Here is a 13,726-nt window from a genome sequence, read left to right on the forward strand (position 1 = left end):
AATCGATGCGGGACATCGTTACCTGAACGGCTCTAAGCGCCGTGCTGATACCCGCGCGCTTTCTCGCGATCGTAGATGTTGTGCGCCTCGTTGGGTGTATCGTCGAAAAGTTGAAGGTATCCTTGGAATCGAAACACGCGATTGCGTTTCTTGCCGGTCGTCTCTTTAACAAGTCCTTCGTTTTCGAGGTTAGAGAGCGCATTATTCGCCGTCGCATAGGTGACATCAAGTAGTCGCTCTGCGGCGCGAGCGTCCATGATCGGATGCCTGAACAGATGATCGATCAGCGCTAACTCCGGCTTTCCCATCTTGACGGAAGCTTGCTGTGCGGCCGTGCGGAATTGGACGATGCGTTTTGCTGTGTCGGCGGCCTCATGTCCGACGGCCGCGACACCGGTGAGGAAGAATTTGACCCATCCCTCCCAGTTTCCATTCACCCGTACATCCATCAAGCGGTCGTAGTATTCGAACCGGTTTGCCTTCAGGTAGTGGCTAATGTAAAGCAGTGGTTTGGCCATTACCTGACGTTGATGGAGCATCAAGGGCACAAGCAGTCGTCCGACACGACCATTTCCATCGAGGAAAGGATGGATTGTTTCAAACTGAAGATGCGTTATGGCGCATTGGATTGATACAGGCAGGGAGTGCCTGTCATGCATAAACTGTTCAAGGTCGGACAGCGCTTCGTTCATTTCCGGAACTGGCGGCGGGACGAAGGACGCGTTGCTTAACGTGGAGCCCTGAGGGCCGATCCAGTTTTGCGTTTTGCGGAATTCACCCGGATCTTTGTGCTCCCCACGCACGCCGTCCATCAAGCGCGAGTGGGTCTCACGGATGAGCCGCAGCGACAGTGGCAGCGTCGCCAGTCGTTCCATCCCGTAGTTCATTGCGTCTACGTAATTGACGACCTCGGCGATGTCCTTGGTGCGTGCGCCTCCGTCATGTACCTCGGCTTCCAGCACCTCATCGAGTGTGCATTGAATTCCTTCGATCTGCGAGCTCAGCACAGCCTCTTTACGTACGTACATCGCAACGAACAAATCTGGATTTGGCAGAATCTCGGTAATCCCTGCGAGACGCCCTAGCGCAATATCTGCCTCCGACAGGAGTCGGATCATTTTACCGTCGAAACCGATGCTTGGCGGCAACTTTGCCGGGACATATGCCAAATAGCCGCTTCCTTGCGGAACGGTCTTGCCGGCCCTGGAATGACAAGCTTGCATAACACGCACCCTCATTTCGCGTCTTTATTATAGAGTTTCGCATTTTTTTATAATAAAAGCCAATGAGACTGGTCTTATTTCGCGAAATTGCAATACTGCGGATCGCGCAAGCTGATGTGGCCTCGTCGCTGAACTTCATGAAGGTTCCGCCTGGTAATGACTTAACGGAGTATGACGGCGCCTGGCACGTGCGGATCAACGACCAGTTCAGGTTGAGCTTCAAATGGGGCAATAGTGGGCCTTATGATGTTCGAATCGAAGACCCGCATTGATAGGAGTGAGTATGTTTAAGAATTGTATGAGCCCTGTCCATCCGGGCGAAGTATTGCTGGAGTCGCGGTGCCGATACGAAACGCGGGCACAGGCGAGATTGGATGTGGTCGACTGGATAACTTAGTCCCCCCCACCGCTGTCAACCAATGGCGCGCTGGCGCGTTATTCACCGTGGAATGCCGCTTTCGGCATTTTTGTGGGACGGCTAACGGCGCACCGGAAAACGCGCTACCTGGAAATAGACATGAAAAAAATCTTGGCTGTCATGTTGGTTGCGGTCTTCGCATCGTCGGTTGCTCAAGCTTGCCCGAAGGGCACGCATTTGACGGGCGGCACGGGCAAACATCACAAGGGCGGTGTTTGCAAGAAGTAATAGCCGAGCGCTACCCGGCCGGGCATGGCGATATGGTCGGGCCCGGCACGGATACCAGCCACGTGCGCATTTAGACGTGTGAGTATGGCGCCGTACGACGATCTTGCCCTGGCCAGCACTGAGGCCGAGCCAATCGATCGTCGCGGGCCGACTCACCCGCTGCCGGTGGGGCGCTGCAATCGGGCATGGTCCGTGGCAATGTCATGCCCTGACATCAGTGGATGCCATTCCACATCCGAATTTGCTGGCACTCATTCCGATGCTATCGGACCAATTGCTGCCGGCTGTCCTGAATCTCGGTCTGCTTGCGATGGCCGCCGAACGTGCGCAGCAAGGCTTGCGCGCCACGGCATTGCGCGACCCCCTTACCGGCGTGTGGAACCGCGCCGGATTTGAAGTGCATTCGCGCGCGCTGATCGTGCCCGGCGCGACCATTCTGGTTTTGCACCTCGATCACTTCAAGCAGATCAACGATCGCTACGGCCATCTGGTCGGTGACAGCGTGCTCAAGGCCGTGGCCGGCCTTGCGGGCTCGGAGGTGGAGTCCTTGGGTGGCGAATTCGGCCGACTGGGCGGTGATGAATTTTTGGCGGTCCTCCCCGCGTGGCGCGCCCCTTACGCGCAGGCCTGCGCCGCGCAGATCCAGGAGGCTTGCCGTCGTTACACGAGTGACATGCCCGAATGGACAGTCGGTCTCGGCCGGGCGACGGTCGAGCATGGCGAGTCGACGTGGCGCGACGCATTTCTACGCGCGGATCGCGCGCTGTATCGCGCGAAGCTGGACGGCAGAAACACGCTGTCCGAATGAGTGCCGCCTCGGTTGCGGCCGCCGCATCGTTCGGTGCAAGCGCGTGCGCTGCAACGTGGGAATGTCGTCCAATCGTCTCGATGGCGTCGCTAATTTGCCGCTCAGGCCCGCTCCTTGCTCATACTTTGCGCTCGACTAACGATAACAAGGAGATTAGCGATGACATCCACCACCAAAATTTTGAACGGCTTGATCGAGACATCCATCGACGGCGAGAAGGGCTTCCGGAAGGCTGCCGAAGATGCGAAGGGCGTTGATCTTAAGGGCCTATTTAACGAGCGTGCGGGCGAATGCGCGCATGCTGTCGTCGAATTGCGTGCAGAAGTGACACGTCTGGGCGGCAAGCCCGAAGAGGACGGCTCGATCGCGGGCGCACTGCATCGCGGCTGGGTTGCAGTGAAATCGTCGGTGACGTCGAATGACGATCTGGCTGTGCTGGAAGAAGTGGAGCGCGGCGAGGATTCGGCCAAGAAGAATTACAGCGATGCGCTTGCGCAAGAACTGCCGAGCGAGGTACGCGTTCTGGTCGAGAAACAATACCAGGGCGTGCTGCGCAACCACGATCGCATTCGCGATTTGCGCAATGCCTATCGCGCCGAAGCGAAGTAATCCCGGCGTTACCGTGCTCTCACGGGTAGTAACGACGGGCCGCCTTTTGCGCTAACGCGCGGGCGCGTCCGTCGTTGGTCTTTCTCACTGCTTGCACGTTGCAGGCGGTGAGAAAGCCAGCCAAGCATTGCTAATGTCGCTAAAACGACGTAATTTCAAGATGCTGGACAGTCAAACTGCATATCCGACACGTCAAGATCCAATAGCGCCGAACTCATCGATTTACCGTGTGCGTCGAGTGCCAGCGAGCGCGTTACGCCGCCACCGAGTGCATCGCCGAGTACGAAATTAAAAGCCGCCAGACGCGGCAGCTCATAACGCACCACCTCTCCGCGTACGACCCCGCCTAAAAAGATTTTCACGCGCGCCGCAGTCAATGCGATACGCAGCGCTTCATAATGCGCAGGGTCAAGGCAGATGACCGATATATTCAACGTATTGCCCTTGTCACCAGTGCGCGAGTGCGCGATGTCCCGTAGTTTCATCTCATCCCTCGACAAATGAAAACGTCGGCTTCGCGTGTTCGCGCGGCAGCAATATCGATTGCACGGCGAGCACCTCACGCACCGACTTGGTAACACCGCCTCCGGCTGCCGGACCGTTCGTGTATAGCGTCTCGACCTCGTTTGCAATGCGTCGGGCTTCTGCCGCGGACGCGGTTCGCCCCGTCACGCGTGCGCGTACCTCATAGGGTTCGCCGGCACGCGAGCCCACCGTATCGCCGTGCAAGGAGTTCACGCCGATCAAGTCGAAACGCAGCTCGCTCGTCCGCACACCGGTCAGCGAGAGGCGGTCTCGCACGATATCGAGCGCGAGCCGTGCTCGCGTTACCGCTCCCGGGCCACCATAGGAGATCTGGCCTTCGCCGATAAAGCCGTCGACATAGGCAACCGATACCTTCAGCGTCGGCGTGCGGGCCGACCCGCTTCCGCCGGTGACGCGAATGCGGTCGCGCGCTTCTTCAAGGACACTGACCTGCGAGAAGTCGGCGACGACATCCGGTTGTAAATAACGCCGCGGATCATGGATTTCGTACAGCAACTGTTCCTTGCACGTCGCTTCGGTCACACGGCCGCCGGCATCAGGCAGCTTCGTGACGACGACCGACCCATCGGCCGCGACTTCGCCGATGGGGAAGCCCAGGCGCGCGAGATTCGGAACGTCCTTGACGCCAGGATCGGCAAAATAGCCACCGGTAACCTGCCCGGCACATTCGAGCAAATGACCGATGACGGTGGCCTGTCCCAGCGTGTGCCAGTCATCCATGCGCCACCCGAATGCGTGCACCAGCGGTGCCGCAAACAGCGCCGGATCGGCCACGCGGCCGGTCAGTACGATCTGCGCGCCTGCGGCGAGCGCATCGACGATGGGCGCGGCGCCCAGGTAAGCATTCGCCGAGACGATGCGGTCCTTGTACGATGCGACATCGTCTCCCGATTCCTCGAAACGGAAGTCGCCCTGCATCACGACATCGAGCACGTCGTCGCCGGTGACGGCGGCTATTTTGATGTCACCTAGCCCAAGCGCCTGTGCGATCTGTGCAGTCTTCCGCGCGGCGGCAATGGGATTGGCCGCGCCCATGTTCGAAATGATCCGTACGCCATGACGGATCGCGGCGGGAAGGACGGCCTGCATCCGCGCTTCCAGCAAAGGATCATAGCCTTGTTGCGGATCCTTGCGCCGTGCTTCCTGCGCGATGGCGATGGTCCGTTCCGCGAGGCATTCGAAGACGAGAAAATCGAGCGCGCCGTGTTCCGCGAGTTCGACGGCGGGTTCGATGCGATCGCCCGAATACCCGGCGCCGGCGCCGATCCGCACGCGGCGGTGGTCTTGCGTGGCAGTCATGCTGACCTCATCCGTTCAATGAATCTCATAATGAAAAAACACCCAGCGCGACACAGGCGATCGTCATGACGATCGACGCGCCGAACAGCAGTGGGAAGGTGAATTTCTGATGGTCGGCGAGATCGATGCCGCACAGACCCACCACCAGGAATGTTGCGGGCGTTAGCGGACTGACCGGGAAGCCCGTCGTCATCTGCCCGAGCAGTGCCGCTTGCCCGACATGCACCGGCGCCACGCCGAGCTGTCCGGCCACCTCGGCAATCACCGGGAGCACCCCGAAGTAGAAAGAGTCCGGATCGAACAACAGGCTGAGCGGCATCGACAGCAGACCGAGGGCGACCGGAATATGGCCTGCCATCGACGGCGGTACGAATCCAACGGCGGCTTGCGCCATCGCCTTCAGCATGCCACTGCCTTGCAGCACGCCCGTGAAGACGCCGGCAGCGAGCAGAATGCCGGCCATCATCAAGGCCGCGCGCGCATGCGCATCGATCCGCTTGCGCTGCATATCGACGTTCGGATAATTGATCATCAAGGCCACGCACAGGCCGACCATGAACATGATCGTCGGGGGCACTTTCTCGCCCATGACGACCATCGTGCCCAGCACCACGGCCGTGAGCGCGAGATTGAACCAGAACAGGCGCGGCCGGCGCAGCGCTTGCTCGTCGGGCGTCAATTCGCGTTTCGGCATCGGTACCGAGCCTAGGGCGCCGGTGAGGCCGAGGCGCTTTTCCTCGCGTCGTCCAAGCCAGTAAGCGACGCCGAAGACGAACACGAGCCCGATGGCCTGCACCGGAATCAAGGGATTGAACAGCGCCGATATCGGCAGATGGAGGGACGCGGACGCACGGATCATCGGTCCTGTCCATGGCAGAAAGTTAATGCCCGCAGCCAAGGACACGGCAGCGGCTAACACACGCCGATCCATTTTTAGGCGATCGTACAAGGGCAGCATGGCCGGGATCGTGACGAGAAAACAGACGGCGCCCGAGCCGTCGAGGTGAATCAGTAGGGCGAGCAGCGTCGTGCCCATGACGATGCGCGTGGGCCGCGTGCCGACGGCGCGCAGGATGCGGTCGATGATCGGGTCGAGCGTGCCGGCATCGGTGATCGTGCCGAAATACAGGATGGCGAAGACGAACATGCCGACGACGGGCGCCAGGCTCTTGAGCCCGTCGATCACGAATTTGCTGGTCTGAAAGCCGAATCCGCCGATCAGCGACGCGGCGATCGGCACGATGATGAGCGCGACCAACGGCGACATCCGTTTCGACAAAATCGCGGCTAATAGCACGACGATCGTAGCCAGCCCCAGTAATGGCAGCATGTGCTTGTCTCCAATATTGTTTTTTAATGCGGTTCAGCGTAAGTTCGATCGTGCAATAGAACAATTGAAATGATTTGATCGCAGCGATTACAAAACATCATGGATCTGAGTCTTCGGGATATTCGCGCGTTCATCGCCGTGGCGCAGACGGCAAGCTTCACCCGTGCGGCGCAGCGCTTGCATCTGTCGCAACCGGCCTTGAGCGTGCAGATTCGACGACTGGAAGCGACCATCGGCGTGCGTCTGCTCGACCGCAACAGTCGTAACGTCGCGCTCACGCCGACGGGACGTGCCTTGCTGCCGGTACTGGAGAAGTCGCTGCATGACATGGAGCAGGTGTTGCGCGATGCGCGGGCCCTCGGCGATGGCTCTAGCGGCGTGGTGCGCATCGGCTGTCTGCCGACGTTCGCGGCCAGCGTCTTGCCGGAGTTGATTCAGCAGGTCAAGCTTGTCGTGCCGCGTGCCCGCTTTCATGTGCGCGACGTCGTTGCCAGCATGGTCAACACGCTGGTCCGTAACGAGGATGTCGACATCGGTCTTACCGGCGGCGAACTTACCGACCGTGCGTTCGAGGTGCTGCACGCCGATGTCGATCGGCTCGTCGCCGTGCTGCCGGTACGCCATCCGCTGGCACGACGCAAACGCATCGCCTTGGCCGATCTCGCCGGCCTCCCTCTCGTATTGACCGCTCGGGGTACGAGCGTGCGTGCGGTCGTCGATGAGGCGTTTGCCGCGGCGGGATATCTGCCGGAGATCACGTGTGAACCAATGTACATGATGACGGCGGTGGCGATGGTGCGCGCGGGACTGGGCGTGACGATCTTGCCGGCGTCCGCGCGCGAGGTGCGCGCAGAACCGGAGTTGAAGGTCCGACCGATCGTCGATCCCACGTTCTTGCGGCCGATCGCGTTGATCAAGAAGCGCGGCAGGACCTTGCCGCCGGTCGCTGAAACCTTCGTCTCGATGGCGATCGAACGATGGGAAACATCGATCGCGAAATGAGTCCGTAGAATATCAGTTGCAAATGATTCTCATTTAATTGCGTCTCGCTGCATGATGTTTTATCCTTCTGTCATGCCTTTTTCCGGCGTCGTAGCATCAACGCACGCGAAAGGAATGCGTAATGATCGAACAGGCTGTACTGCTGCGGAGTGAAGGGCGCTGGCCGTCGGACCTGGCGATATGGCATGTCGCCATTCCGGCCTCCGAGCAAGCGATAGACGTTGCGGTCCTCGATGCAAGCGAACATGCACGTGCGGCCCTTTATCGGCAAGACAGTGACCGACGCCGCTTTCAGGCGACGCGCAGTGCGCTGCGAAACGTGTTGGGTCGGCACCTTGATATCGACCCTTCCTCGGTGCGTTTTAAGACTGGCTCGCGCGGACGACCGGCGTTGCGCGACACCGAGTCCGCGCTGTCCTTCAACGTTTCTCACGCAGGCGATCATGCCTTGATCGCGTTGTCCGATACGCGGGATGTCGGTATCGATGTGGAGCGGATCGATCCGACCTTGGATTGGCGCACCTTACTCGATCTCGTGTGTACGCCTTCCGAGCGCTTGCTGCTATCCGATACGACGCTGTCGCCGGCGCTGCTGCGACAGCGCTTCTTTCAGTGTTGGACGGCAAAAGAAGCGTTGTTGAAGGCACGGGGACTCGGCATCGCGGATGGTTTGCAGTCACTGTCCATCGATTTTTCGGCGGGCGTACGACCCCTCGCGGCAACGCTCGGGCCATCGATGGCCGGCATGAATGACCTTCGCTATTGCTGGTTGCTCGATATACCCGGCTATATGGGGTGCCTGGCCTTTGCTAGCCCGGCAACAGTGGCGTCGGAAAGGATCGCGTGCGACGGCGCTTGACGAAACAGGCGACGAGAGGCGCGAAGGCGGGACGTTTGATCGTTCCCCGCTTTATCGAATACATCCGCTTGCAAGAGACATGCAGGCGTTACACAAGAACAGGGATGGCGCGCGACGGTATGTTCGTCCATCGCCGTCATCCCGATGGAGCGATGGAAACGATGCCCATGCAGCAGATAGAACGTCAGCTTCAAAGTGCGGGCCTGAAGGCCACCATCCCGCGCATTCAGGTCTTGTCTTTTTTTCGCGGCACGAAACGTCGGCACGCCAGCGCGGAAGAGGTGTTCCGTCACTTGGCGCGTGCCGATGTCGACATCGGGCTCGCCACTGTCTATCGCGTGCTAGGCCAACTCGTCGAGGTGGGCATCCTTGCGAGCGGCACGCTGAATTCCGCGGCGGCCGTGTATGAACTCAACGAAGGTCCGCATCATGATCACGTGATCTGCGTGCGTTGCGGCCGCGTCGATGAGTTTTCCGATCCGGTGATCGAGGCGCGGCAGAAACTCATGGCCGAAGAGTTGGGCTATACCTTGGACAGCCATCATCTCGTGTTGCGCGGCTATTGCGCCGCTTGCCGCCAGCCGCCACCCAACGCACGGTAAAGCGACACCGCGGCTTGCAGCCGCGCCAACTTCAATTGCACCGCTTCGTCGCGTGCCGCATATAAGGTCTGCTGCGCATTCAGCACGACCAGCATCGTCTCCCCGCCTGCGCGATATCGATATTCGGCGAGCGTCAACGCCTGCTGCGCCTGCGCCAGCTCGTCGTCCTGCGCGCGTTGTTGTGCCTCGGTGCCCGCGATGGCGTTGAGCGCGCGTTCGACATCGGCAAACGCCGAGACGATCGATTGCCGATACGTGGCCAATAAGGCGGATTTCTGCGCGACGGCGAGGTCGCGTTGCGCGGCGAGCGAGCCGGCATCGAAAATCGGCGCCGTAAGCCCGGCCGCGATGCTATACAGAGAGCTGTCGAACAGCGTGCGGAGTCGGTCGTTGCCGAAGCCCGCATTGCCGGTCAGCGTGATCGCTGGCAACATTGCCGCGCGCGCGGCGACGATATTCGCGTCTGCCGCGCGCAATTGCGCCTCCGCGCTGGCCAGATCGGGACGGCGCGTCAGCAGCGACGACGGAATGCCTGCATCGACTCGCGGCACCTGCAACGGTTCGAGGGCATCGGTGGAAAGGGTCAAGGCGCTTGGCGGCATGCCGAGCAAGGTGGCCAATGACGCCGCCGCATCGTTGGCGGCTTGTGCGCGTTCGGCAACGACCCGGCGCTGCGCCGCCAACAGGCCGCGCTGCTGAGCGAGTTCGAGCGGCGTGGCGGCACCGGCCTGCGCCTGGGCCGTGATCACTGTCAGGATGTCGGCCGCCGATTGGGCATTCTGCTTGGCGATAGCGAGCCGCTCTCGCAGACTCACCGCCTGCAGCCAGGTCGTGGCGACATCGGCCGTGACCGTCAGCGTGACCGTGTCACGATCGAATTCGGACGCGTGAAGCTGCGCGACCGCGGCATCGCGCTGCGCGCGATTGCGTCCCCAGAAATCGAGTTCGTAGGTGGCGGCCAGGCCCAGATCGAAGGCGGTCCCCTGCACATTCGTATTGGTGACAAAGCCGCCCTGATGACTGCCGTCGACAAAACCCGTCACCGTGGGCAGTAAGGTCGCGCCGGCAATCCGGCTGCTCGCTTGTGCTTGCTGTACGCGCGCCACCGCCGCCTCGACGTCGAAACTATTCGCGGCGGCCTGGGCGACGAGTCGGTCGAGTTCCGCGCTGCCGAAGTCGTGCCACCACTGCGACGTGACGGCGCTGGCGGGCGCGGCCGGGGGCGCATAGCGCCACGTCGGCGGCGGGGTGATTCCTAGCGCGGTGTCGGGGGCGTGCAGCGTGCACCCGGCACCTGTCAGCGTCAGGACGGCGTAAGCGATGCCGTATCTTAGGCGTTCATTCATTCGCGAGCGCCACCACCGGGTCGAGCCGCGCCGCCTGACGGGCCGGCATGAAACCGAATACCAGCCCCGTCAGTAAGGCGGAGCCAAACGCCAGCGACATCGCCGAGACCGAGAAGATGGCGGAGACGTGCCAGGCGATCAGACCCGCGCCGATCAGCATGCCCGTCAGCACCCCCAACACGCCGCCGATGCCGGACACCAAGGTGGCCTCGGTGAGGAATTGGCGCAGGATATCGGTCTGCCGTGCCCCGGTCGCCATGCGTATCCCGATTTCTCGAGTGCGCTCCTTGACCGACATCAGCATGATATTCATCACGCCGATGCCACCGACGATCAGCGAGATCGCGGCGATCAAGCCGAGCATCAGCGTCAAGGTGCTCTGGGTTTCAGTCTGCGCCTTGATCGATGCGGCACGATCGTAGATCTGGAAATCCCGCATGTGGTGCGCCTTCTGCAGCGTATCGCCGATGCGTGCGGCGGTCTGGCTGGCCTGGTCGAGCCGATCGATCAGCACCGAGATCCACGACAGATCGGTCGTTCCGACGATCCGGCGACTGGCCGAGGAGAACGGCATCAACACGACGTCGTCGTCATCGGCATTGCCGGAGGTGGCGCCTTTCTCGGCGAGTTCGCCAATGACCTCGAACGGCACGTTGTTGACGAGCACGTAGTGCCCCACTGGATCGGCGGCGCCGAAGAGTTTTTCGGAAACGCGTTTGCCCAATAACATGACGGCGGACAAGTCCTGCTCGTCCTGTGCATTGAAAAACAAGCCGCGGGTGGGCGCCCAATCCAGCACCCGCGGTGCATCCTGCGTGACGCCCCAGACCGTCGTCTGGACGTCGAGGTTGCCGTAGCGCAGCGTCACGGCGCCCGACAGGAAGGGCATCGCCGCCGTGACGTTGGGAACCGCGCGGACAATGTCGGCATCGGCTTCGGACAGCGTGCCGCCCGGGCCGCGTGGATTGTCGCCGCCTGGTGTGACATACATCCGATTGGTGCCGAAGCTGGAGATCTTGGCGATGACTTCGCGTTCGGTGCCGGCACCGATCGCCAACATCACGATGACCGATGCCACGCCGATGATGATGCCGAGCAGCGTCAACAGCGTGCGGAAGCGATTGGTCCACAGCACGCGCCACGCCGCGCGCAGCGCCTCGACCGTATCGGTGGCCAGGGACGCGGTATGGGAGACGCCTTCGGCCATCGATGCGATCAGCGCCGCGGCGTTCATCGATGGCGCCCGCGTCGGTCGATCGTCGCGGGTCGAGTCGCTGACGATCTCGCCATCGCGAATCTCGATCGTGCGCCGCGCGCGGGCCGCGACGCCGCGGTCGTGCGTGATGAGGATGATCGTATGGCCCGCGTCGGCGAGTTCTTCGAGCAAGGTCATCACTTCCGCGCCGCTTTTGGAATCCAGCGCACCGGTTGGCTCGTCGGCGAGCAGAATATGGCCGCCGTTCATCAGCGCGCGTGCAATGGACACGCGCTGCTGTTGACCACCGGAGAGTTGGGGCGGCCGATGATCGAGACGGCTATCGAGGCCGAGTCGCGCGAGGAGCGCGGTCGCGCGCGCCTGCCGAGCCGCCGTGGGCATGCCTGCGTAGATCGCCGGAATCTCCACGTTCTCCCGCGCCGTCTCGGTGGCAATCAGATGGTATCCCTGAAAGACGAAGCCGAATGCTTCACGTCGAAGCCAGGCAAGCTCGTCGGAATCGAGATCGCCGATGTCGCGTCCGGCAAAGCGATAGCTGCCGGACGTCGGCCGATCCAGACAACCGAGCAGATGCATCAAGGTGGATTTACCGGAGCCGGAGGCGCCGACGATGGCGACGAACTCCCCGGCACGGATGGACAGCGTGACGCCACGCAGTACATCGACGCGCGGCGCCGGCACGCCATCGGCATCTGCCGACGTGCCGCCGTACGACTTGCGGATATCCTGGAGCGCGATCAGGGGCACGGACGCCTCCTCGATCGGCGTATCCACCGACTCGTGCGTTGCGGCATGTGCTTGTCCGTACGCGGGCGATGGCGATGGCGACGCGGCGCTTACCATTCGAACCTCCCCGCCGATGCCCTTGTATGGTCGATCGATGTCACCAAGCGGTCGCCGGGCCGGAGGCCGGACAGGACCTCGGCGCTCAAGCGGTCGTGCACGCCGATGCGCACATCGCGCGAGACGACCTTGCCGTCTTCACGCACCTTGGCCAGGTAATGATCGGGCTGCCCGTCGACCGGCGTGATGGCCGATAGCGGCGCGACGACCACGTCCTTCGCGCGCGCTTCGACGAAGAAGACCTGCGCGCTCATCTGCGGCATCAGCTGCCGGTCGCGGTTCGCGACATCGAAAAGGACGGTGTAGAGCACGACCTTGCCCTGGGCCGCATTGGACGACGACGCGGTGCCCTGTCCATTGCTTGCCGCCGCCGATCGATTCGGCGGCGCCGGCAGGATTTGCCTTACCTCGCTTGCCCATTGTCGATCCGGCGCTCCGAGCGTCGTGAAATACACCGGCATCCGCGGCTGCACGTGGAGGATGTCGGCTTCCGAGACTTGCGTCCAGACCGTCATCGTCGACAGGTCGGCGATGCGCAGAATCGTCGGCGTCTGGTAGGTGGCGTTCAGTGTCTGCCCTTCTCGCGCATCCAGGCTCACGACGGTGCCATCCATCGGCGCATAGATCCGTGTATAGCCGAGTTGCGCGTCGGCGCCGCGCAGTGTCGATTGCGCGCCGACGATCTGCGCGCGCACGTTGTCCGCGGACGCGCGGGCGGCACGCAATGCCGCCCGTGCGGTTTCCAGGTCTTCCTGGCGCGTGGCCCCGCTGGCATTCATCGTCTGCTGGCGTCGGTACTGCGTCTCGGCGAGATCGCGCTGCGCGAGGGCGCCGGCCAACTGCGCACGCAGGCTGTCGAGCGTTGCCCGATCGGCGTCGACTTGTGCCTGCTGCACGCTCGGATCGATTTCCACCAGCAACTGGCCGCGATGCACGGTGTCGCCTGCCTGCACGTAGAGGCGACGAATGGCACCCGACGCCTGCGCGCCGACATCGACATAGCTATGCGGCTGCAAGGTCCCGAGCGCGGTCACATTGACTTCGATATTGCCGCGCGCGATCGGCACGGTCGTGATCTTCTCGACGCTACGAAAGAACGATATCCAAAGAATCCAGGCGACCGCGAGCACCACGATGACGAGGAGGCCGGATCGGAGGTGTCTGCGACTGCGTTGCTTCATCGTCGATAGAAAAAGTTCGGTCGTTCAACAGCGAGGTGGAGACGGCCGCGTCGACGCCCGGCGCGACATTCTTTCGAGCCAAGCAGTGGCGCAGCGGATGATGCAGAGGGGGAAGGTGGACGTGCTTCGACATGCTTCGTGCCGCGAACGCGTATCCGACATCGCGCGTTCACGAACCGGTCATCGTCCGCCATTACGATTTTCGTAATATTGGCC

At 61.8% G+C, this 13,726-nt stretch carries 13 protein-coding genes; 6 read left to right on the forward strand and 7 right to left on the reverse strand.

The window, feature by feature from the left end; all coding sequences use genetic code 11:
- Positions 1 to 32: 32 nt before the first annotated feature.
- The gene (locus ABEG21_RS18180; RefSeq protein WP_347558028.1) at positions 33 to 1,223 is read right to left on the reverse strand and encodes a Fic family protein; all 1,191 of its coding nucleotides are present in this window, start codon (positions 1,221 to 1,223) and stop codon (positions 33 to 35) included.
- A 517-nt stretch (positions 1,224 to 1,740) separates the two neighbouring features.
- On the opposite strand from ABEG21_RS18180, the gene ABEG21_RS18185 reads away from it, so the two are divergent.
- The 3 genes from ABEG21_RS18185 to ABEG21_RS18195 all read left to right on the forward strand — a co-directional run bounded on the left by ABEG21_RS18185 (position 1,741) and on the right by ABEG21_RS18195 (position 3,286).
- The gene (locus ABEG21_RS18185; protein ID WP_347558029.1) at positions 1,741 to 1,869 is read left to right on the forward strand and encodes a hypothetical protein; all 129 of its coding nucleotides are present in this window, start codon (positions 1,741 to 1,743) and stop codon (positions 1,867 to 1,869) included.
- Between the two features lie 217 nt (positions 1,870 to 2,086).
- Positions 2,087 to 2,677 (forward strand): GGDEF domain-containing protein, encoded by a 591-nt coding sequence (locus ABEG21_RS18190; protein ID WP_347558030.1) that lies wholly within the window; start codon positions 2,087 to 2,089, stop codon positions 2,675 to 2,677.
- A 159-nt stretch (positions 2,678 to 2,836) separates the two neighbouring features.
- Positions 2,837 to 3,286 carry a PA2169 family four-helix-bundle protein gene (locus tag ABEG21_RS18195; RefSeq protein ID WP_347558031.1) on the forward strand — a complete coding sequence of 150 codons (450 nt, stop codon included), beginning with the start codon at positions 2,837 to 2,839 and terminating at the stop codon, positions 3,284 to 3,286.
- Between the two features lie 155 nt (positions 3,287 to 3,441).
- Here ABEG21_RS18195 and ABEG21_RS18200 read toward each other — a convergent pair whose 3' ends face one another.
- The 3 genes from ABEG21_RS18200 to ABEG21_RS18210 are packed head-to-tail and all read right to left on the reverse strand — an operon-like array spanning position 3,442 to position 6,461.
- Positions 3,442 to 3,771, reverse strand: coding sequence for a hypothetical protein (locus ABEG21_RS18200; RefSeq protein WP_347558032.1), 330 nt, complete (start codon positions 3,769 to 3,771; stop codon positions 3,442 to 3,444).
- 1 nt (position 3,772) lies between these two features.
- Entirely contained in the window at positions 3,773 to 5,131 is a 1,359-nt protein-coding gene (locus ABEG21_RS18205) for an acyclic terpene utilization AtuA family protein (protein ID WP_347558033.1), read from the reverse strand.
- Between the two features lie 25 nt (positions 5,132 to 5,156).
- Positions 5,157 to 6,461 carry a citrate:proton symporter gene (locus ABEG21_RS18210; RefSeq protein ID WP_347558034.1) on the reverse strand — a complete coding sequence of 435 codons (1,305 nt, stop codon included), beginning with the start codon at positions 6,459 to 6,461 and terminating at the stop codon, positions 5,157 to 5,159.
- Positions 6,462 to 6,560: 99 nt separating this feature from the next.
- Between ABEG21_RS18210 and ABEG21_RS18215 the strand changes: the two genes are divergently transcribed.
- From ABEG21_RS18215 to ABEG21_RS18225, 3 genes are all read left to right on the forward strand, one after another.
- Entirely contained in the window at positions 6,561 to 7,463 is a 903-nt protein-coding gene (locus ABEG21_RS18215) for a LysR family transcriptional regulator (protein WP_347558035.1), read from the forward strand.
- Between the two features lie 121 nt (positions 7,464 to 7,584).
- Positions 7,585 to 8,322: a 4'-phosphopantetheinyl transferase superfamily protein gene (locus tag ABEG21_RS18220; protein ID WP_347558036.1), complete on the forward strand. Its 738-nt coding sequence runs from the start codon at positions 7,585 to 7,587 to the stop codon at positions 8,320 to 8,322.
- Positions 8,323 to 8,489: 167 nt separating this feature from the next.
- On the forward strand, positions 8,490 to 8,924 hold the full coding sequence (locus ABEG21_RS18225; protein ID WP_347558037.1) for a Fur family transcriptional regulator: 435 nt from the start codon (positions 8,490 to 8,492) through the stop codon (positions 8,922 to 8,924).
- Here ABEG21_RS18225 and ABEG21_RS18230 read toward each other — a convergent pair.
- Genes ABEG21_RS18230 through ABEG21_RS18240 form a run of 3 tightly spaced genes read right to left on the reverse strand, consistent with a single transcriptional unit; the run spans position 8,882 to position 13,510 of the window.
- Entirely contained in the window at positions 8,882 to 10,270 is a 1,389-nt protein-coding gene (locus tag ABEG21_RS18230) for an efflux transporter outer membrane subunit (protein WP_347558038.1), read from the reverse strand. The genes ABEG21_RS18225 and ABEG21_RS18230 overlap by 43 nt on opposite strands.
- Entirely contained in the window at positions 10,263 to 12,329 is a 2,067-nt protein-coding gene (locus tag ABEG21_RS18235; protein WP_347558039.1) for a MacB family efflux pump subunit, read from the reverse strand. The genes ABEG21_RS18230 and ABEG21_RS18235 overlap by 8 nt, the downstream gene beginning before the upstream one ends.
- Positions 12,323 to 13,510: an efflux RND transporter periplasmic adaptor subunit gene (locus ABEG21_RS18240; RefSeq protein WP_347558040.1), complete on the reverse strand. Its 1,188-nt coding sequence runs from the start codon at positions 13,508 to 13,510 to the stop codon at positions 12,323 to 12,325. Before ABEG21_RS18240 ends, ABEG21_RS18235 begins: the two co-directional genes overlap by 7 nt.
- Positions 13,511 to 13,726: the final 216 nt, after the last annotated feature.

It is taken from the genome of Robbsia sp. KACC 23696 (assembly GCF_039852015.1).
Lineage (GTDB): Bacteria > Pseudomonadota > Gammaproteobacteria > Burkholderiales > Burkholderiaceae > Robbsia.

Coding starts and splice junctions, on each gene's coding strand:
- ABEG21_RS18180 (WP_347558028.1), bottom strand. CDS start 1,223: ATGCAAGCTTGTCATTCCAGGGCCGGCAAGACCGTTCCGCAAGGAAGC.
- ABEG21_RS18185 (WP_347558029.1), top strand. CDS start 1,741: ATGAAAAAAATCTTGGCTGTCATGTTGGTTGCGGTCTTCGCATCGTCG.
- ABEG21_RS18195 (WP_347558031.1), top strand. CDS start 2,837: ATGACATCCACCACCAAAATTTTGAACGGCTTGATCGAGACATCCATC.
- ABEG21_RS18200 (WP_347558032.1), bottom strand. CDS start 3,771: ATGAAACTACGGGACATCGCGCACTCGCGCACTGGTGACAAGGGCAAT.
- ABEG21_RS18205 (WP_347558033.1), bottom strand. CDS start 5,131: ATGACTGCCACGCAAGACCACCGCCGCGTGCGGATCGGCGCCGGCGCC.
- ABEG21_RS18210 (WP_347558034.1), bottom strand. CDS start 6,461: ATGCTGCCATTACTGGGGCTGGCTACGATCGTCGTGCTATTAGCCGCG.
- ABEG21_RS18215 (WP_347558035.1), top strand. CDS start 6,561: ATGGATCTGAGTCTTCGGGATATTCGCGCGTTCATCGCCGTGGCGCAG.
- ABEG21_RS18220 (WP_347558036.1), top strand. CDS start 7,585: ATGATCGAACAGGCTGTACTGCTGCGGAGTGAAGGGCGCTGGCCGTCG.
- ABEG21_RS18225 (WP_347558037.1), top strand. CDS start 8,490: ATGCAGCAGATAGAACGTCAGCTTCAAAGTGCGGGCCTGAAGGCCACC.
- ABEG21_RS18230 (WP_347558038.1), bottom strand. CDS start 10,270: ATGAATGAACGCCTAAGATACGGCATCGCTTACGCCGTCCTGACGCTG.
- ABEG21_RS18235 (WP_347558039.1), bottom strand. CDS start 12,329: ATGGTAAGCGCCGCGTCGCCATCGCCATCGCCCGCGTACGGACAAGCA.
- ABEG21_RS18240 (WP_347558040.1), bottom strand. CDS start 13,510: ATGAAGCAACGCAGTCGCAGACACCTCCGATCCGGCCTCCTCGTCATC.